At 67.4% G+C, this 18,700-nt stretch carries 18 protein-coding genes; 8 read left to right on the top strand and 10 right to left on the bottom strand.

What is annotated here, in order from left to right; translation table 11 throughout:
• Positions 1-24 precede the first annotated feature (24 nt).
• Positions 25-1,563, bottom strand: coding sequence for an apolipoprotein N-acyltransferase (lnt, locus tag QP165_RS13975; RefSeq protein ID WP_333996100.1), 1,539 nt, complete (start codon positions 1,561-1,563; stop codon positions 25-27).
• Positions 1,564-1,754: 191 nt separating this feature from the next.
• On the opposite strand from lnt, the gene QP165_RS13980 reads away from it, so the two are divergent.
• Together QP165_RS13980 and QP165_RS13985 are read left to right on the top strand one after the other, a co-directional pair.
• The gene (locus tag QP165_RS13980; RefSeq protein ID WP_056020456.1) at positions 1,755-2,174 is read left to right on the top strand and encodes a VOC family protein; all 420 of its coding nucleotides are present in this window, start codon (positions 1,755-1,757) and stop codon (positions 2,172-2,174) included.
• 10 nt (positions 2,175-2,184) lie between these two features.
• The gene (locus QP165_RS13985) at positions 2,185-2,487 is read left to right on the top strand and encodes a polyhydroxyalkanoic acid system family protein (RefSeq protein WP_031438938.1); all 303 of its coding nucleotides are present in this window, start codon (positions 2,185-2,187) and stop codon (positions 2,485-2,487) included.
• A gap of 70 nt (positions 2,488-2,557) precedes the next feature.
• On the opposite strand, the gene QP165_RS13990 is transcribed toward QP165_RS13985, so the two are convergent.
• On the bottom strand, positions 2,558-3,883 hold the full coding sequence (locus QP165_RS13990; protein ID WP_056020458.1) for a PQQ-dependent sugar dehydrogenase: 1,326 nt from the start codon (positions 3,881-3,883) through the stop codon (positions 2,558-2,560).
• A gap of 136 nt (positions 3,884-4,019) precedes the next feature.
• Here QP165_RS13990 and miaB point away from each other — a divergent pair, with 136 nt between their 5' ends.
• The 4 genes from miaB to QP165_RS14010 all read left to right on the top strand — a co-directional run bounded on the left by miaB (position 4,020) and on the right by QP165_RS14010 (position 8,352).
• On the top strand, positions 4,020-5,363 hold the full coding sequence (gene miaB / locus QP165_RS13995; RefSeq protein WP_082446010.1) for a tRNA (N6-isopentenyl adenosine(37)-C2)-methylthiotransferase MiaB: 1,344 nt from the start codon (positions 4,020-4,022) through the stop codon (positions 5,361-5,363).
• 410 nt (positions 5,364-5,773) lie between these two features.
• Positions 5,774-6,778, top strand: coding sequence for a PhoH family protein (locus tag QP165_RS14000; protein ID WP_056020461.1), 1,005 nt, complete (start codon positions 5,774-5,776; stop codon positions 6,776-6,778).
• 150 nt (positions 6,779-6,928) lie between these two features.
• Positions 6,929-7,438, top strand: a complete 510-nt coding sequence (ybeY, locus tag QP165_RS14005) for an rRNA maturation RNase YbeY (RefSeq protein ID WP_056020464.1) — start codon at positions 6,929-6,931, stop codon at positions 7,436-7,438.
• 8 nt (positions 7,439-7,446) lie between these two features.
• Positions 7,447-8,352, top strand: coding sequence for a hemolysin family protein (locus tag QP165_RS14010; protein WP_056020467.1), 906 nt, complete (start codon positions 7,447-7,449; stop codon positions 8,350-8,352).
• A 120-nt stretch (positions 8,353-8,472) separates the two neighbouring features.
• Here the strand turns inward: QP165_RS14010 and QP165_RS14015 are convergent, their stop codons facing one another.
• From QP165_RS14015 to QP165_RS14045, 7 genes are all read right to left on the bottom strand, one after another.
• Positions 8,473-9,186, bottom strand: a complete 714-nt coding sequence (locus tag QP165_RS14015; RefSeq protein WP_333997035.1) for a lysophospholipid acyltransferase family protein — start codon at positions 9,184-9,186, stop codon at positions 8,473-8,475.
• 4 nt (positions 9,187-9,190) lie between these two features.
• Positions 9,191-9,613, bottom strand: coding sequence for a Fur family transcriptional regulator (locus QP165_RS14020; RefSeq protein ID WP_031394622.1), 423 nt, complete (start codon positions 9,611-9,613; stop codon positions 9,191-9,193).
• 73 nt (positions 9,614-9,686) lie between these two features.
• The gene (locus QP165_RS14025; RefSeq protein ID WP_333996101.1) at positions 9,687-10,190 is read right to left on the bottom strand and encodes a GNAT family N-acetyltransferase; all 504 of its coding nucleotides are present in this window, start codon (positions 10,188-10,190) and stop codon (positions 9,687-9,689) included.
• Positions 10,190-10,807: a tRNA (adenosine(37)-N6)-threonylcarbamoyltransferase complex dimerization subunit type 1 TsaB gene (tsaB, locus tag QP165_RS14030; RefSeq protein WP_333996102.1), complete on the bottom strand. Its 618-nt coding sequence runs from the start codon at positions 10,805-10,807 to the stop codon at positions 10,190-10,192. The genes QP165_RS14025 and tsaB overlap by 1 nt, the downstream gene beginning before the upstream one ends.
• Before the next feature lie 87 nt (positions 10,808-10,894).
• Complete coding sequence (locus QP165_RS14035; protein WP_056020476.1) at positions 10,895-11,488, bottom strand: malonic semialdehyde reductase; 594 nt, start codon at positions 11,486-11,488, stop codon at positions 10,895-10,897.
• On the bottom strand, positions 11,488-12,060 hold the full coding sequence (locus QP165_RS14040) for a NifU family protein (RefSeq protein ID WP_056020479.1): 573 nt from the start codon (positions 12,058-12,060) through the stop codon (positions 11,488-11,490). The genes QP165_RS14035 and QP165_RS14040 overlap by 1 nt, the downstream gene beginning before the upstream one ends.
• 78 nt (positions 12,061-12,138) lie before the next feature.
• Positions 12,139-12,876, bottom strand: coding sequence for an aspartyl/asparaginyl beta-hydroxylase domain-containing protein (locus QP165_RS14045; RefSeq protein ID WP_056020481.1), 738 nt, complete (start codon positions 12,874-12,876; stop codon positions 12,139-12,141).
• Positions 12,877-13,361: 485 nt separating this feature from the next.
• Here QP165_RS14045 and QP165_RS14050 point away from each other — a divergent pair, with 485 nt between their 5' ends.
• Positions 13,362-16,178 (top strand): M16 family metallopeptidase, encoded by a 2,817-nt coding sequence (locus tag QP165_RS14050; protein WP_333996103.1) that lies wholly within the window; start codon positions 13,362-13,364, stop codon positions 16,176-16,178.
• A 178-nt stretch (positions 16,179-16,356) separates the two neighbouring features.
• Positions 16,357-16,860, top strand: a complete 504-nt coding sequence (locus tag QP165_RS14055) for a hypothetical protein (RefSeq protein WP_156350371.1) — start codon at positions 16,357-16,359, stop codon at positions 16,858-16,860.
• 51 nt (positions 16,861-16,911) lie between these two features.
• Here QP165_RS14055 and QP165_RS14060 read toward each other — a convergent pair whose 3' ends face one another.
• Entirely contained in the window at positions 16,912-18,699 is a 1,788-nt protein-coding gene (locus tag QP165_RS14060) for an AMP-dependent synthetase/ligase (protein ID WP_333996104.1), read from the bottom strand.
• Position 18,700: the final 1 nt, after the last annotated feature.

Here is an 18,700-nt window from a genome sequence, read left to right on the forward strand (position 1 = left end):
TAAGGAAAGCTTTATATGACGCTTCTAACGATCGCGGCGGCGCAGGGCAACGGCCATCGCGATCATCGCCGCGGCCACCAGTGCCGCCGCAAGATTGCCGAGCCGCGCGAACGGCGTGACGACGAGCGCGGGAGGGATGGGGACGTCGACTGCGCCCGCCTTTTCATGCGCGACGGTGCCGACCAGCCGCCCGTCGGCGCCGATGACGGCGGAGATGCCGGTCGGGGTCGCGCGGACGATCGGCAGCCCCTCCTCGATCGCGCGCATCCGCGCCTGGGCAAGGTGCTGGGGCGGCCCCCAGCTTCCGAACCATGCGTCGTTCGATGGATTGAACAACAGCTTCGGGCGATGCGCGCGGTCGACGGTCTGCCCCGAGAAGATGATCTCGTAGCAGATCTGCATGCCGACCGCGCCGAACCCTGGCAGCGTGAGACTGGCGGGGCCCTTGCCCGAGGTGAAGTCGATATCGCCGGGAACGAGGCGAGCGAGGCCGAGCGGCTTCAGCAGCCACGGGATCGGCAGATATTCGCCATAGGGGACGAGGTGCGCCTTGTCGTAGCGGCCGCGCAGTCGCGCCTGCGCGTCGATCGCGAATACCGAGTTGGTCGCGCCCGTGATCTTGTCGTCGCGGTCGAACGACAACGCGGTGCCGCCGGTCAGCAGGATGTCGTCGGGGCCGAGCAGGCGCGCGATGCGGCGGCGGAGGTAAAGCGGGCTCGACCAGTCATAGGCGTAGAACGGGTAGCCATCCTCAAGATAGTCGCGCACGACGCCCTCGGGCCAGACGATCAGCCGCGGTATGCGGCCGGGCGTGCCCGACAGCCGTTCGAGCGCGGACAGCACGCGTTCGCCGTCCGATTCGCTGCGATCTTCCTGCCCGATATCAGGCTGGACGACGCGGACTCGCGGTGCGTCGGCCGGTGCGGACGGGGCATCGGTCCAGAGCGCGGACAGTGCCGCGAGCGTGAGCGCGGGGACGACGACGAGCGGCATCGTCCAGCGCCGCTGCGCCAGCATCAGCAGCGTACCGGCGGCGACGATCGTCACGCCCGACAGCGCATAGGTGCCGATCCAGGCCGACAGCCGGGCGACGCCGATCAGCGGCAGCCATGCGACGCCGAGCGGATCCCAGGCATAGCCGGTGAACAGCACGCTGCGCAGCCATTCGGACGCGATCCAGGCCGCGGCGAAGACGAGCACGAACGCCGCGTCGGGGCCGCGGTGTCCACTGCCGCGGCCGAACCGCCAGGCGATCGCCGTGGCGGCCATCGGGAACACCGCGAGATACAGCGCCAGACCCACCGCGGCGAAATAGCCGAGCACCGGCGGCATCGCGTCCTGGAAGTCGAAAGCGTGCTGGAACCAGTTGTTGTTGACCGTGAAGTGGCCGACGCCGAACACCCAGCCGCGCCACAGCGCGCTGCGCAGGCTCGGCGCCGCATGGACAATCCAAAGCCACGCCGCGATCGCGACGAGCATCAATGGCCACAGGTCGAGCGGGGCAAAGCCGGTCGCGGCGATGGCGCCGAGGACGAGCGATGCGGAGGCGGGAAAACGGATCACGCGTGCGATATGACGTGATGCGGCAGGGTCGGCAACGACTTAGCAAGCCGCCACATCGCTGCCGTTTTCGCACAACACCGCGCGCCATCGGGTGCCGCCGCATGGCGCCGCGCGTGCTCACGATCGCTCATCTGGCCCGACATGCAAATGTCCGGGGTGACTCATGCGACCGGCCGACCTATCCTTGAGGCATGACCTTGCGCCCTTTTCATCTCGCCTTTCCTGTCCATGACCTTGACGCAGCGCGTAAATTCTACAGCGAGACGCTCGGCTGTCCCGAGGGGCGGAGCAGCGAAAGCTGGATCGATTTCGACCTGTTCGGCCACCAGATCGTCGCGCATCTCGATGCCTCGGCCAGGCCCGTCGCGATCGAGAACGAAGTCGACGGCCATCACGTCCCCGTGCCGCATTTCGGCGTCGTGCTGACGATGGACGACTGGAGCCTGTTGTCCGAACGCGTCAATGCCGCAGGCGTGGTGTTCGGAATCGCGCCGCATATCCGCTTCAAGGGCGAGCCCGGCGAACAGGCGACGATGTTCTTTATGGACCCGAGCGGCAACGCGCTCGAGTTCAAGGCGTTCGCACATGATGCGATGCTGTTCGCAACCTGAGGATCACAGAATGTCCAATCCCATTTCGGTCGATATCCCCCACAAGCTCGGCAAGGCGGGGGTGCGCTCGCGGCTCGACAGCGGCATCGACACGATCGGGTCGAAGATCCCCGGCGGATCGGTGACCGATCGGCGCTGGGAGGGCGATACGCTGCATTTCACCGTCAGCGCGATGGGGCAGGTCATCGGCAGCAAGGTCACGGTGTTCGAGGACACCGTCCATGCGATCGTCGACCTGCCCGGGCTGCTCGGCCTGTTCGCGGGCAAGGTGCAGGACATGATCCGCAAGGAAGGGCCGAAGCTGCTGCGCTGAGCGTTTGCGCGGCTTGATGCCGCCCCGCCCGTCATCCTGACGTTCGTCAGGATGACGGGGGAGAAGGCACTTACTTCGCGCTGACGCGCCAGATCGCGTTGCCGACGTCGTCCGCGACGAGCAACGCGCCGGTCTTGTCGGTAATGACGCCGACCGGGCGGCCCTGCGCCTCGCCGTCCGCGTTGAGGAACCCGCCGAGGATGTCGACGGGCTTGGCCTTCGCCGCCGGGAAGCCGGTGTCGCCGAACGGGATATACACGACCTTGTACCCCGAGAGCGGCTTGCGATTCCACGACCCGTGCTCGCCGACGAACGCGCCGTTGGTGAAGCGGGCGCCGAGCTTGGCGTCGTTCGCAAACGTCAGGCCGAGCGCGGCGACATGCGGTCCGAGCGCATAATCGGGACGCTTGGCATATTGCTGCAGCGCGGGGTTCTTTGGCTCGACGCGGCTGTCGGGATAGCCGCCCCAATAATACCAGGGCCAGCCGAAGTGGTCGCCGAACTCGACCTGGGTCAGATAATCGGGGGCGAGGTCCGAGCCGAGCATGTCGCGTTCGTTGACTACGGTCCACAGCTGGCCCGAGCGCGGGTTGATCGCCATGCCGTTGGGATTGCGCAGGCCGGCGGCGTAGATCCGCCAGTTCTTGTCGGCGGGCCAGACCTGCAGGATATTCGCGCGGTATTTTTCCGCGTCCATGCCGTTTTCGGCGATGTTCGACGACGAGCCGACGCCGACATACAGCGTCTTGCCGTCCGCGGCGGCGATCACGTTGCGCGCCCAGTGGTTGCCGCCGCCGTTGAGCTTGATCACGCGTTCGGGCTTGGCGGTGATCTTCGTCGCGCCATCGGCATAGGGGACGCGGACGAGCGCGTCGGTGTTGCCGATGTAGAGCTGGCCGTTCATCAGCGTCATGCCGAACGGCGAGTTCAGCCCCGTCATGAAGGTCGAGCGCGTCTCCGCGGTGCCGTCGCCATCCGCGTCGCGGAGCAGCGTGATGCGGTTGGCGGAAGGAACGCCCGCACCGGCGCGCCCCATGAGGAAGTTCATCACGCGCGTGACGATCCCCGGCCCTTCGCGCGGCGGCGAATTGGTCTCGGCGACGAGCACGTCGCCATTGGGGAGGCGGTACATCCAGCGCGGATGGTCGAGCCCGGTGGCGAAAGGCTGCACGCCGAGGCCCGCGGCCGGCGTCGGCATCGCACCCTTTGGCCAGCCGACCGCCTTCGCCACGCCGATCGTGGGGAGCATCTGGATCCGCGGGGCGGTGATGTCGGGCGTCTTGCCCGCGACCTGATTGACGTCGAGCTTCGCGGTATCCGGCCACGCCAGATAGGCGAATCCAGCGATGCCGACGAGGACGATCAGGCCCAGGACGATGAGGATATGTTTGCGCATCCTCGAGAGTTAGTCCGGGGCGCGGGCGGGGGCAATGGCGGCGTCGGCGCATCGTGTATCAGCGCGCGTTTGCGCCGCGCGGGCGATCGGCGTGAAACGGGTTCAGCTTGCGCGCCGACGGCGCTATAGGCGCACCATGTCGCTTCCCACCCAAACGCCACCGAAGACCCCGCCCAAGACCTATCACGTCAAGTCGTTCGGCTGCCAGATGAACGTCTATGACGGCGAGCGCATGGCCGAACTGATGGCGGCGCAGGGGATGACTCAGGCCGATGCGGTCGATGCCGACATCGTCGTGCTCAACACCTGCCACATCCGGGAGCGCGCCACCGAAAAGGTCTATTCGGATATCGGCCGGCTGCGAAAGGACCAGCGCCGCAAATCGGGCAAGACGCCGATGATCGCGGTCGCGGGCTGTGTCGCGCAGGCCGAGGGGGAGGAGATCTTCACGCGGGCCAAGGTCGACGTGGTCGTCGGCCCGCAGGCGTATCACAATCTGCCCGAGCTCGTCGCGCGGGCCGCGGCGGGGGCGCCGTCGCTCGACACCGACATGCCGCTGCTGTCGAAATTCGGCGCACTGCCGTCGCGGCGCAAGGTCGCGCCCTCGGCGTTCCTGACGGTCCAGGAAGGGTGCGACAAGTTCTGCACCTATTGCGTCGTCCCCTACACCCGCGGCGCCGAGATCAGCCGGCCGTTCGCGGCGATCGTCGACGAGGCGAAGGCGCTAGTCGACGCGGGCGCGCGCGAGATCACCTTGCTCGGGCAGAACGTCAACGCGTGGTCCGAAGATGCGCGCGGGCTCCACGACCTGATCCGCGACCTCGACCGCATCCCGGGGCTTGCGCGGATCCGCTATACGACGAGCCATCCCAACGACATGACGCAGGGCCTGATCGACGCGCATCGCGACGTCGAGAGCCTGATGCCGTTCCTCCATCTGCCCGTCCAGAGCGGCAGCGATCGGGTGCTGAAGGCGATGAACCGGTCGCACAGTCGCGATTCCTATCTCCGCCTGCTCGACCGCGTCCGTGCGGTCCGTCCCGACATCGCGCTGTCGGGCGATTTCATCGTCGGCTTTCCCGGCGAGACCGACGCCGAGTTCGCCGATACGCTCAGCCTCGTCGACGCGGTCGGCTATGCGCAGGCGTACAGCTTCAAATACAGCCCGCGTCCCGGCACCCCCGCCGCCGCGATCGTCGAGCAGGTGCCCGAGGACGTGATGGACGACCGCCTCCAGCGGCTCCAGGCGGCGCTCAATCGCGACCAGCATGCGTTCAACGCGGCGAGCGTGGGCCGGACCTGTTCGGTGCTGCTCGAACGCAACGGCAAGCTACCGGGGCAGCTGATCGGCAAGTCGCCCTGGCTGCAATCGGTCCACCTGATCGGCGACCACGCGATCGGCGACCTCGTCGACGTCACGCTCGCCGCCGCCGGCCCCAACTCGCTGACCGGCGTGGAGCGGATCGCCGAGGCCGCCTGACGCCTCCTACCAATCCTCCCCCGCCAGGGGGAGGTGGCAGGCGCAGCCTGACGGAGGGGGAGGACACGCAACGCCGGCTTTCCCTTTCCTCCCCCTCCGACGCCTTCGGCGCCACCTCCCCCTGGCGGGGGAGGATCGGGCAGCCCCCATGCGGCGCGGCGGCAACACCCCGGCGTGTTCCCGCATGCCTCCCGCGATTTCGCTGTCCACCACCCGAATCGCCTGCCACACTCGCTCTCGATGCAGCTTCGCCCACGCGACTCGAATCATCTCCGGCCGGGCGCCCCGGCGCCGCTTGAACGCGCGGCCTCCCATGCTCATCTCTGGTCGGACGCCATCCCAGGCGTGATGCGTGTCGGCCCGAATTTGCCCCATTACCGTTCCGACACGCCTGCCCCCGAAAGGACCGCATGAGCCGTAAACCCGTTCCCGCCCAGTCCGGTGACCGCGCCCGAGTCGAACTGCTGTTCGACAAGCCCCAATTGCTCGTCCGGCTGTTCGGCCAGTACGACCAGAATCTGGTGGCGCTCGAAAACCGCCTCGGCGTGTACATCACCGCGCGGGGCAACAAGATCGGGCTGGAGGGGACCGCCGAACAGGTCGCGCGTGCGCGTGACGTGCTCCACGATCTCTATGCGCGGATCCAGCGCGGCGAGGACATCGATACCGGCCTCGTCGACGCGTCGATCGCGATGGCCGACGAGCCGGTGCTCGCCGGGATCATCCGTGCCGATGCGGGCGGCGGTGCCGCGCCGCCGATCATGATCCGCACGCGCAAGAAGACGATCGTCCCGCGCACGCCCGCACAGGCGCATTACATGCGCGAACTGACCAGCAACGACATGATCTTCGCGCTCGGGCCGGCAGGTACCGGCAAGACCTATGTCGCGGTCGCGCAGGCGGTGCAGCAGCTGATCACCGGCAGCGTCCAGCGGCTGATCCTGTCGCGGCCCGCGGTCGAGGCGGGCGAGCGCCTCGGCTTCCTGCCCGGCGACATGAAGGAGAAGGTGGATCCGTATCTGCGTCCGCTTTACGACGCGCTGTACGATTGCCTGCCCGCCGAGCAGGTCGAGCGCCGTCTTGCGAGCGGCGAGATCGAGGTTGCGCCGATCGCGTTCATGCGCGGCCGGACGCTGGCCGACGCATTCATCATCCTCGACGAGGCGCAGAACACGACGCCCGCGCAGATGAAGATGTTCCTGACCCGCTTCGGCGAGAACAGCCGGATGGTGATCTGCGGCGATCCCAAGCAGGTCGACCTGCCCGGCGGCGTCGCGGCGTCGGGGCTGGCGGATGCGGTCGCGCGGCTCGACGGGGTCGAGAGCATCTCGATGTGCCGCTTCACGTCGGGCGACGTGGTCCGCCATCCGATCGTCGGTCGGATCGTCGAGGCCTATGAGGGCACCGACGGCTGAGCACCGGTGCGCGGCGGCCGTTCCGCCGCGCACCCCGGATGGGTCACCGACACCGCGCGCGTGAAAACCCGGGCGGCACGAAAACATGATGCGGAACTTCTGCGCGCGGCTAATGATTTCGCGGACACCGGTTTTGCCAGAAGGACCTGCATGCTTGAAATCGCGCTATCGTCGGACGCACCCTGGCCCGACCAGGACTGGGACGCGCTCGCGCTGCGCGCGGTGCGTGCCGCGATCGAACGGACCCCGCATGGCGAGTTGCTGACCAGCCCGGCGACCGTCGAGATCTCGGTCCGTCTCGCCTCGGACGACGAGGTGCACACGCTCAACAAGCAATATCGCCAGAAGGACAAGCCGACCAACGTCCTGTCCTTCCCGATGGTCCAGCCCGACCTGCTCGAGACGATCGCGCAGAATTCGGACGACGGCGAGGTCCTGCTCGGCGACATCATCCTCGCACACGGCGTCTGCGTTGCCGAGGCCGGGGAGCGCGGCATTTCGGTCGAGGATCATGCGATGCATCTGATGGTGCATGGCGCGCTGCATCTGCTAGGCTATGACCATATCGACGACGACGAGGCGGAGGGCATGGAGCAGATCGAACGCGACGCGCTCGCAGCACTCGGACTGCATGATCCCTATCTCATCACAGAGGACTGACGACCACGATGGCCGATGGCCCCAATACCGGAAACGGCGACAGTAGTACCGAGAGCGGCATATGGCGCGGGCTGAAGGGCCTGATCTTCGGAGCACCCGAGGAGACGCTGCGCGACCAGCTCGAACATGCGATCAACCAGCATGAGGGCGACCCGACCCCCGACGCGGTCGGCGACCTGACCCCGCTCGAGCGGCAGATGGTCCGCAACCTGCTCCATTTCGGCGAGCGCGATGCGGGCGACGTGGGCGTGCCGCGCGCGGACATCGTCGCGGTCGAGGAGGGCACCAGCTTCGCCGATCTCGTCCAGCTGTTCGCCGAGGCGGGGCACAGCCGGCTGCCGGTGTACCGCGAGAAGCTCGATACGATCATCGGCATGGTCCACATCAAGGACGTGTTCAACATTCTCGCCACGGGTGCCGAGCATCCCGCCGCGATCGCCGATCTCATCCGCGAACCGCTCTATGTGCCGATGTCGCGCGGCGCGCTCGATCTGCTGGCCGACATGCGTCAGAAGCGCGTGCACCTCGCGGTCGTGCTCGACGAGTATTTCGGGACCGAGGGACTCGTGACGATCGAGGATCTGATCGAGGAGATCGTCGGCGACATCGAGGACGAGCATGACGATGCCCCCGAGGCACTGCTGGTACCGATCGATGGCGGGGCATGGGATGCGGATGCGCGTGCCGAGCTTGAGGACGTCGCGCAGTTGATCGACGCGCGCCTCGCCGAGGCCGACGGCGATATCGACACGCTTGGCGGACTGGCCGCGCTGCTCGCGGGCCATGTTCCGCAACGCGGCGAATGCGTCGATCATGCGAGCGGCTGGAAGCTGGAGATCACCGAAGCCGACGAGCGTCGCGTCAACCGGCTGCGGCTGCATCCGCCGGTGGTCCCGCTCGACGAGGAGGACTGATCCGCGGGCGCCGACCGGTTAATACCGCCACAGCCTGTCCTGGGCCGACCTGCTCGTCTTCACCGGCAATGGCGCGCTCGGATCGATGGGATTTGCGAAAAAGACCGGCGGCGTTGTCGTTTACAGCGCGAGGATGCGACGCCGTGCTTCGGCGGTGATCGCCTTGCGGTCGCCGATGTCCGCCGGGTCGAAGGGTTCGGCAAAGTGCAGCGTCGGGGCGAAACTGCCCTTGCGGCGCAGCACGCGCAGCGCGTGATGCTGGCCGGTTTCCTCGCCGACCCAGGCCAGTTCGCCGGTCGCCGCGCCATAGTCGATACGCACCGGCTGGACGACGATATTTGGTGGCGCAGGGTCGAGCGCCGCCATCAGCGCGGCCTTGAACGGGAGCAGTACGACGCCGTCACCCGTCGTCCCCTCCGGGAACAGCGTGACGGGCCAGTCCTGGGAAAGCGTCGCCCGAACCTGCGCGATCTGAGCGGTGACCGCCATGCGGTCGGCGCGCGACACGAAGATCGTCGCGTTGAGCGTGCACAGCCAGCCGACGAGCGGGACACCGCGCAGCTCGGCCTTTGCGACGAACGCGCTGCCGGTGGCGCCGGCCAGCAGCAGGATGTCGATCCAGCTCAGATGGTTCGAGACGAAGACGACGTTGTGACGCCAAGGCGTACCGACGATCCGCGGCCTTGCGCCGACGATCCGCGCGACCAGCCCGAGGAATTGCCGCGGCCAGGGTGATTTGGCCCCGACCAGCCGCCAGGCACCGTGCAGCGGCAGCGCGGTGACCAGCGCGAGCAGAAGCGCCGCGAGCCGTGCGGAGAGACGCAGGCCGTCGATGGGATCAGTCCTTGCGGGTCAGCGCGACGCCGTAGAGTTCCATCCGGTGGTCGACGAGGCGGAAGCCGAGCTTTTCGGCGATCGCCTTCTGCAGCTGCTCCAGCTCGGGATCGACGAACTCGATGACCTTGCCGCTCTCGACGTCGATCAGGTGATCGTGATGCGCCTCGGGTGCGGGTTCGTAGCGTGCACGGCCGTCGCCGAAGTCATGGCGGTCGAGGATCCCGGCCTCTTCGAACAGGCGAACGGTGCGGTAGACGGTGGCGATCGAGATACCGGGGTCGATCGCGGATGCGCGCTCATACACCTTCTCGACATCGGGATGATCGTCCGCCTCGGACAGGACGCGCGCGATCACCCGGCGCTGTTCGGTGATACGCAAGCCCTTCTCGTTGCAGAGTGCTTCCAGATCGATCTTGCGTGGCATTGTCATTCCCTCGTTGCGACCCCTTTAGGGCCTTCGCGCTGTTGCGAAAAGGGATACTGACTCGCAATAAGTACTATCGGGCGATCTCGCGCGAGAATGTTTGGGCGTCGAACGCCTGACCCGTGCTTCCACGGTAATAGGCGCGCCGCTCGCCGACTTGGGCAAAGCCATGCGCCTGATACAGCCCGACCGCGGCGTTTCCCGCGCGGACCTCGAGGTGGAGCCGGGTGATCGCCGCGGTCTGGCATGCCGCGATCACGCCGCGGAGCAGCGCGGTTCCCACGCCGCGTCGATGGAAGTCGGGTGCGACCGCGATCAGCAGCAGTTCGGCTTCGTCCGCAATCATCCGGGTCATCGTGAAGCCGGCGGGCTGGTCGTCAACGAGCGCGATCGTGAGGTGGACGCCCGTCAGCGCGAGGACGCCGAGGCACTGGCTGCGCGTCCAGGCCTCGCCGTAGCGCGGGTCGAACGCACCGCGCATGATCATGTCGACGAGCGCCAGGTCGCGCGCGTCGCCCGCGCGCAGCGTGACGATCTGGCCCGCGGGCCTGCGCGCGCCGACGGATCGGCCGAGCATCACCGCGGCACGGACGGCTTGGCGTCGGGCGCACGACCATAGATCGGCCGCGGTGTGAGGCGGGTCAGCATCGCCGGCAGCAACGCGGCGGCGGCGGCATCGGGAAGCATGTCGGTAAGATCGAGATCGACGGCGAGATCGGCGAGCCAGCGCACGCCGTTGCCCACTGCGCGCCGTCCCGCCAGCGCAGCAAGCGCATCGCCAGGCTTCAGCGACTCCATCGGGGAGCACGGCGTCAGATCGGCATTGAAGGCCTGCATGAAGACCTCACCGTGACCGCCTTCGAGAATCACTGCAATATCATCGGTTAACCGGTCGGAAAAACCCATCGCTGCGATGAGCGGTAACGCCGAGAAGCCCGCGATCTCGGCGCCCCAGCCAAGCGCCAATCCGCGCGCGGCGGCGATCCCGACCCGGATGCCGGTGAAGCTGCCAGGACCACAGTCGACCAGCACCCGCCCGGCGCGACCGCCACCCGGCAGCGCGGCGACCATCGGGATCAGCCGTTCCGCATGCCCGCGACCGACGACGTCGTGAAGGCGCGCAACGGCCGCGCCCTCCTCGATCAGCGCGACCGAACAGGCGGTGGTGGATGTCTCGATGATCAGCGTGCGCACGTCGTTGTTCCTGTCGTCCCGGCAAGGGACCTCACCCTGAAGACGTCCCGGTTCCCGCCATAACCCATTCCGCGGAACGGGCCGTCGTCACGCGACCGTGTTGAACTTTGCAAAATCGGGGCGCGGCGAGCGATCATGGATCGAGGCGGGGTCGCCATGGCCGAGCGTCGAGATGAAGTTCGTCCGCACCGCAGGCGTGTCGGAGAAGAACGCCGCGTCCACCTTACCCGCGTCGAACCCCGACATCGGTCCGGTGTCGAGCCCGAGCATCCGTGCCGCGATGATGAAATACGCGCCCTGCAGGGTCGAATTGCGGAACGCCGACGCTGCCCGAAGTTCGGCATTGCCGTCGAACCAGGACTTCGCATCGACGTGCGGGAACAGTTCGGGCAGATGCTCGTGAAATTCGGTATCCATGCCGATGATCACCGATACCGGCGCGTTCAGGATCTTGGGCTGGTTCTGCGCGCTGCAGGCGTCGGCGAGCTTGCGCTTCGATTCGTCGCTGACGCACCAGATCAACCGGGCGGGCATCTGATTGGCAGATGTCGGGCCCCATTTCATCAGATCCCAGATCGCGACGAGCTCCGCCTGCGAGACGGGCGTGTCGGTATAGCCGTTATAGCTGCGCGCCTGGCGGAAGACCGCATCGAGAACGCCGTCGTCGAGTTTGGCGGGCATCAGACGGCTCTCACCTCGGTAACCTCGGGGACATAATATTTGAGCAGCTGCTCGATCCCGTTCTTCAACGTCGCGCTCGACGACGGGCAGCCCGCGCAGGCGCCCTGGAGCTGGAGGAACACCTTGCCCTTGTCGAACCCGCGATAGACGATGTCGCCGCCGTCATTGGCCACCGCAGGGCGAACGCGCGTGTCGATCAGCTCGCGGATCTGCGCGACGATGTCGGCATCCGCAGGATCGTCGCTCAACACGGTCTCGTCGGCGGGGACCGAGAATCCAGCGCTGGCGGGGCGGAACAACGGCATCGCCGCGGAGAAATGATCGAGCATGATCGCCAGCACGTCGGGCTTCAGGTCGGACCAGGCGGTGCCGGGCGCGGCGGTGACCGAGACGAAGTCGCGACCGAAGAACACGCCCGTCACGTCGCCGAGGCCAAAGATCGCATCGGCGAGCGAACTCGCTTCGGCCTCCTCGGGCGTGGCGAAGTCGCGGGTGCCGGATTCCATGACGGTGCGTCCGGGCAGGAACTTCAGCGTCGCGGGGTTCGGGGTGGATTCCGTTTCGATCAACATAGAAGGGCATGTGGCCCGGGCGGGGCGGGGGATCAAGCGGGGAACGGGAAACGGTTTCTTTCGCGCGGCACAGCGCGATCAGACGTCGAGCTGTTTGACCGCGGCGTTCCAGTCGCCGATGTTGCGGACCGCATCCTGGACGAACGCCGAACGCCGGACGACGTTGAGGAACAGGTCGGCGATCCACTTGCCCGGATTGCGCAACGGGCGTTCGAACTGGATCAGCAACACGACGCGCGTCCCGCACGTGTCGTTCCAGACCTCGTGGTTATAGGTGTCGTCGAAGACCAAAGTCTCGCCCTCCGACCAGCGAACCGTGCGGTTGTGGACGCGCATGCGGACATCGCCGTCGCGCGGCACGATCAGGCCGAGGTGGCAGGTGATCAGCCCCTTGGTCACGCCGCGATGCTCGGGGATATGCGTGCCGGGCGCCAGGATCGAGAAGAACGCGCTGTTGAGCCCGGGAATCGTCGCGACGAGATCGCGGGTCTTCGGGCAGCGATCGAGGTTGTCGTCGATCGGATAGCCATAGCCCCACAGGAAGAAGGACCGCCATTTGTCGACCTCGGCGATCGCGCGGTGATCGGGCGAAATCGTGGCCAGGCTGGGCGAGGCCTCGCCGCGCAGCGCGACCGATACCGCTTCGTCGCGAATGTCCTGCCAATGCTCGCGCAGATGCTGCGTCCAGGCGAAGTCGCGAACGTCGAGGACGGGCTCGTTCGAGACCAGCGACGAGGAGGCGATGAGCGTGTCGAAGACGCCGCGCAGATGCTTGCCGACGCGGATGATCAGCGGGCGGCCGGGTTCGGCCTGCATCTTCGCCCCGGGGACGGGCGCGCCGGATATGACGTTCAGATCGGGTACCAGGTGATCGCCCCGCGACGGCCCGCGGCCAAATTTTCGCGATTGTACAGGCAGGTGTCCTGCATGGCCTTCCACAAGCATTCGCGCTCCATTTGGCATCCGCCGTCAACATCGTCAGCTCGCGGCCTTCGAATGGTCGGCCGATATTGCAACTATGAGACGAAATGATGGCGTTTCTATGGGTTTGCCCGGATATCGCCGCCGCGCCCGCCACGGCGCCGCAGCGCTGGCGGAGCGCGGCGGGGGGCGCTACAGGGCGTCATGGTGTCTTTACCGCGTGCGCTCGGCGCTGCTCTTCTCCTGTCCCTCGTGGCCGGTCTTGCGATCCCCGTCAGCGGACAATCGGACTCCCCGCCAAACGTCGGGTCCCCGCAAAACCAGCGCCTGTCTCCAGCCAGGCAGCGGCCCCGCAGCCGCAGCGTCCCGTCCAGGTCGCGATGCCCGGCGAGGCGCCGACGCTCCCCGGACTGACCGGCGTCGACACGACCGCCTGGCTGTACAAGGGCAGCGACCTCACGCGCGATCCCGAATGGAAGTTCGGCACGCTGCCCAACGGCGTGCGTTTCGCGGTGCGCAAGAACGGCGTTCCCCCGGGCCAGGTCTCGGTGCGCGTGCGGATCGACGCGGGATCGCTCAACGAGACCGATGACGAGCGGGGATACGCGCATTTCATCGAGCATCTGTCGTTCCGCGGATCCGAATATGTTCCCGACGGCGAGGCGAAGCGCGTCTGGCAGCGGTTCGGCGCGACGTTCGGTTCGGACACCAACGCGCAGACGACGCCGACCTCGACGACGTACAAGCTCGACCTGCCCTCGGCGACCGAGGCGGGGCTCGACGAAAGCCTCAAGATCCTGTCGGGGATGATGGAGAAGCCCGTCCTGACCGATGCGACGGTCACGGCCGAACGTCCCGTCGTGCTCGCCGAGCAGCGCGAACAGCCGGGGCCGCAAGTGCGGATCGGGGATGCCGTGCGCTCGACCTTCTTTGCAGGCCAGCCGCTGGCGGATCGCTCGCCGATCGGCAGCATTAAGACGCTCGAGGCCGCGACCGGCGCGAGCATCAAGGCATTCCACGACCGCTGGTACCGGCCCGAGAACACCGTCGTGATCATTTCGGGCGACATGGACCCGACGCTGTTCGGGCGGCTGGTCGTCAAGAACTTCGCCGACTGGAAGGGCGCGGGTCCGTTCACCCCGGCGCCGAGCTTCGGCAAGCCCGACCCGAGCGCGCCCGCCGCGACGACGATCGCCGAATCGTCGCTGCCCGCGATCGTCACGCTCGGCGTGGTACGCCCCTGGGTCTACAAGGACGACACCGCGATCATGAACCAGACGCGGCTGGTCGACGTTCTCGCCACCCGCCTGATCAGCCGCCGGCTCGAAACGCGCGCGCGTGCGGGCGGCAGCTATCTCCAGGCGGGCGTGTCGATCGACGACGTATCGCGCTCCGCGAACCTGACCAGCGTCAACATCGTGCCGATCGGTACGAACTGGGAAGCCGCGCTGAAGGACGTGCGCGCGGTCATCTTCGACGCGCAGACCAACGCGCCGAGCCAGGCCGAGGTCGACCGCGAATATGCCGATTTCGACACCATCATGCGGACGCAGGTCGAAACCGCCCGCGTCGAGGCGGGGGCGCGACAGGCCGACGACATGGTCGGAGCCCTCGACATCCGCGAGACGGTCGCCGGGCCTGAAACCTCGTACAAGATCCTTCAGGATGCCAAGGCCAAGGGCATGTTCACGCCCGCCACGTTGCTGGCGGCGTCGAAGCGCATCTTCGAAGGAACCGCGACGCGTGCGCTGGTCAACACGATCACGCCCGATTCGACCGCAGCCGCCAAGCTTGAAGCGGCGCTGAAGGCGGATGTCAGCGGGCTTGCGGGCACGCGTCGCCAGCAGAATGCGGTGACGTTCGCCGCGCTGCCGTCGCTCGGCAAGCCCGGCGCGATCGCGTCGCGCGCCAAGATCGCCGCGTTCGACATGGAGCAGGTGAATTTCGCAAACGGCACGCGGTTGCTGCTGTTTCCCAACACGGGCGAGACCGGTCGCGTCTATGTGCGGGTCCGGTTCGGGCGCGGGTATCAGGCGATCCCGTCCAACCGTCCAAGCCCCGCATGGGCGGGCGATCTCGCGCTGGTCGCGAGCGGTGTCGGCAAGCTCGACCAGGGCGATCTCGACCAGCTGACGGCGGGACGGCGGATCGGGCTCGATTTCGGGATCGACGACGATGCCTTCACGCTCGGCGCGCTGACGTCGCCGGCCGACTATGCGGACCAGCTCAAGCTGATGGCGGCCAAGCTCGCCTTCCCGGCATGGGACGCGGCGCCGGTGGCGCGCGCACGCGCGGCGGCGCTGGCGGCGTTCGCGGGGTATGATTCGTCTCCCGACGGCGTCCTGTCGCGCGATCTCGAAGGCCTGCTGCGCGATGGCGATCCGCGCTGGGGCACGCCGTCGCGCAAGGCGGTCGAGACGCTCAACGCAAAGGACTTCCGCAAGTTCTGGGAGCCGGTGCTCGCGACCGGGCCGATCGAGGTCTCGGTGTTCGGCGACGTGAAGACCGAAGAGGCGGTGGCGGCGGTTGCCAACAGCTTCGGCGCGATGGCCGCGCGCAAGGCGTCGACCAGCACCGGCGCACCGGTCGGCTTCCCCGCGCACGTGGCGACGCCGGTGATGCGGACGCATACCGGCCCCGAGAACCAGGCGGCGGCGGTCATCGCCTGGCCGACCGGCGGGGGCATCGCGGCGATCACCGACAGCCGCCGGCTCGACGTGCTGGCGCAGGTGTTCGCCGACCGGCTGTTCGAGCGGCTGCGGCAGGCGGCGGGCGCCAGCTACAGTCCGAACGTCCAGAGCCAGTGGCCGGTCGGGATGGACAGCGGCGGTCGGCTCGTCGCGATCGGCCAGGTCGCGCCTGAAAAGGTCGCGTTCTTCTTCGAGACCGCGCGGAAGATCGCTGCCGAGCTTGTCTCGACGCCGATCGCCGAGGACGAACTGCAGCGGATCAAGCGGCCGATGGGGCAGTACATCCTTCGCGCCTCGACCGGGAACCAGTTCTGGTTGCAGCAGCTCGGCGGCGCCACCTACGATCCGCGACGGATCGACGCGACCAAGCGGATCGCCGAGGATCTGGTCGCGACGACGCCTGCGGAATTGCAGGCGATCGCGGCGAAGTATCTGCGGCCGGACCGTGACTGGACGATGGCAGTGGTGCCCGCTGCCGCGGCCGGGCCAAAGGCACCAGCAAAATAGCACGGGGGCCGGGGGCAACCCCGGCCGACCGAAGCGTGCGCTCCCGGCGGCAAAAGGTTCCCTCGCCCGGCGTCGAACGGCGCGATTTCAGTGCAGTTGGTCGAACATCGCGCCCGGGGGCCGGATCGATCGCCGGGCCGCGGGCGTTGCTAAGTCGTTCATACCCGGGAGTGTATTGATGAATAAGACGTGGTTAGCGCTGGCGGTTGCCGGCGGACTGGGCGTGTCCGCCTGTTCGGGCTCGGCCTCGAACGAAATGGGCACTGCGAACGATACGGGCGCGACGAATGATTCGGGCGACGCGATGGTGTCGCTGCGCAATCTGGGCGAATCGAACATCGCGGCGCCGGCACCGGCCTCGTTCACGGTGAAGGGCGATCTGATCCCCACCCCGTCGGACACCGCGTCGCGGTATTTCCTGTTGCGCGAACGGCGGGCGATCGGCGGCACCGTGATCGCGATCATCCGGCAGGAGCATGCCGGGCGCGTCGCCTATGCCCGCACCGAAGTCGATTGCGAGCACCGCCTGTTCCATGTGCTCGGCGTCGCCGCGCGACGTTCGCTGGTCGAGACAACGATCGCGTATGACGGCCCGCTGCGGCCGATCGAGGGGCTGCCCCTGCGCGAGGAGCTTGCGACCTATGTGTGCAAGCGGAGCAACATCCCGCTCGGCGCAGCCTGAGCGAGCGGGGGCCCGCCGCCGGCGGGTCCCCCGTGTCCGGGCGCGGTACGATCAGCTCTTGTAAAGTGCGTCGAGCCGTTCGCCATAGGCCTGCCGAATGACGTGACGCCGGATCTTCAGGCTCGGCGTCAGTTGTTCGTTCTCGATCGCGAACGGCCCGTCCGCAAGGACGAAGCGCCGGACGCGTTCCGTCACCGTCAGATCCTTGTTCACGCGCTCGATCGCATGACCGATCGCGGTGCGATATTCGCTGTTCTCCGCGAGTTTCCCGAAGCTGCAGACGTCACCATTCGCCGCACACCATTGCTGCGTCCATTCGGGATCGGCGACGACCAGCGCGACCATGTACGGGCGCTTGTCGCCCGCGATCATCGCCTGGACGATCTCGGGCTGGAGCGTGAGCATCCCCTCGATCTTCTGCGGGGCGACATTCTCGCCCTTGTCGTTGATGATCAGGTCCTTCTTGCGATCGGTGATGCGGATGCGACCCTTGTCGTCGATCTCGCCGACGTCGCCGGTGTGCAGCCACCCGTCCTTCAGCACCTTCGCGGTCTCGGCGTCGTTGCGCCAATAGCCGTGCATGACGAGCTCGCCGCGGACCAGGATCTCGCCGTCCTCGGCGATCCGCACCTCGGTATCCTTGAGCGGCGGGCCGACCGAGTCCATCCGCACGCCCGCTTGCGGGCGGTTGCACGAGATAACGGGCGCGGCCTCGGTCTGGCCATAGCCCTGGAGGAAGGTGAGGCCGATCGATTCGAAGAACAGCCCGACCTCGGGGTTGAGCGGCGCGCCGCCCGAGATCATCGCCTTCAGCCGGCCGCCGAACTTCTTGGCGATCTTCGGCTTGAACAAGGTCGCGACCGCGGCCTGCGCCGGCCTGTCGATCAGGCGGAGCTTGCCCGCATAGCGCCTGGCGCCGATGTCGAGTGCGCGGGCGAGCAGATAGGCCGACGCGCCGCCCTGTTTCTCGATCGTCTTCGAGATGCGCGTGCGCAGCACTTCGAACAGGCGGGGGACGACGAACATGATCGTCGGGCGCGTCTCCTCGATGTTCGCGGCGAGCTTTTCGAGGCCCTCGGCATAATAGATCTGGCCGCCGAGCGAGATCGGGAAATGCTGGCCGCCGGTATGCTCATAGGCGTGGCTGAGCGGCAGGAACGAGAGGAAGACCTCGTCGTCCCAGCCGAAATCCTCCGAGATCACCGTGGCGCACCCGGCGCAATTGTGCAGGATCGCGCCGTGATGCTGCATCACGCCGCGCGAGGCGCCGCCGGTGCCCGAGGTGTAGATGATGCAGGCGAGATCGTCGCGGGTGAAGGTCGCACGCGCCGCCGCCGCCTCGGGCGTGGTCGGGTGCGCGGCGATCAGCGCGTGCCAGTTGTGGAAATCGATCGAGGCGGGGACGCGCATGTCCTCGAGCCCGATCACGATCTGCGCCTGGTTCGAGCGCAGGACCGCGGGGAGCACCGTCTTGGCGAGCTTCGCGGTCGAGACGATGATCGCGCAGGCGCCCGCATTCTCGATGATGTGCAGGTGATCGCGTTCGGTGTTCGTGACATAGGTGGGCACCGTCACGCAGCCCGCCGCCATGATCGCGAGGTCGCTGAGGCACCATTCGGGGCGATTCTCGGCGACCAGCATCACCCGGTCGCCGGGCTTCAGTCCGATCGCGGTGAGTGCGGTGGCGAGGCTCGCCACCTGTCTCGCGGCGTCCGCCCAGCTGGTTGCGACCCAGGCGCCGCTCTGCTTGGTCCAGAGGAACGGTGCGTCACCCCGCTCGGCGGCGCGCGTGAAGAACATCGTGACGAGGTTCGGGAATCGTTCGAGCTGGCGGGGCATG

Source organism: Sphingomonas sp. 22R3R2A-7 (assembly GCF_036856055.1).
Classification (GTDB): Bacteria; Pseudomonadota; Alphaproteobacteria; order Sphingomonadales; family Sphingomonadaceae; genus Sphingomonas.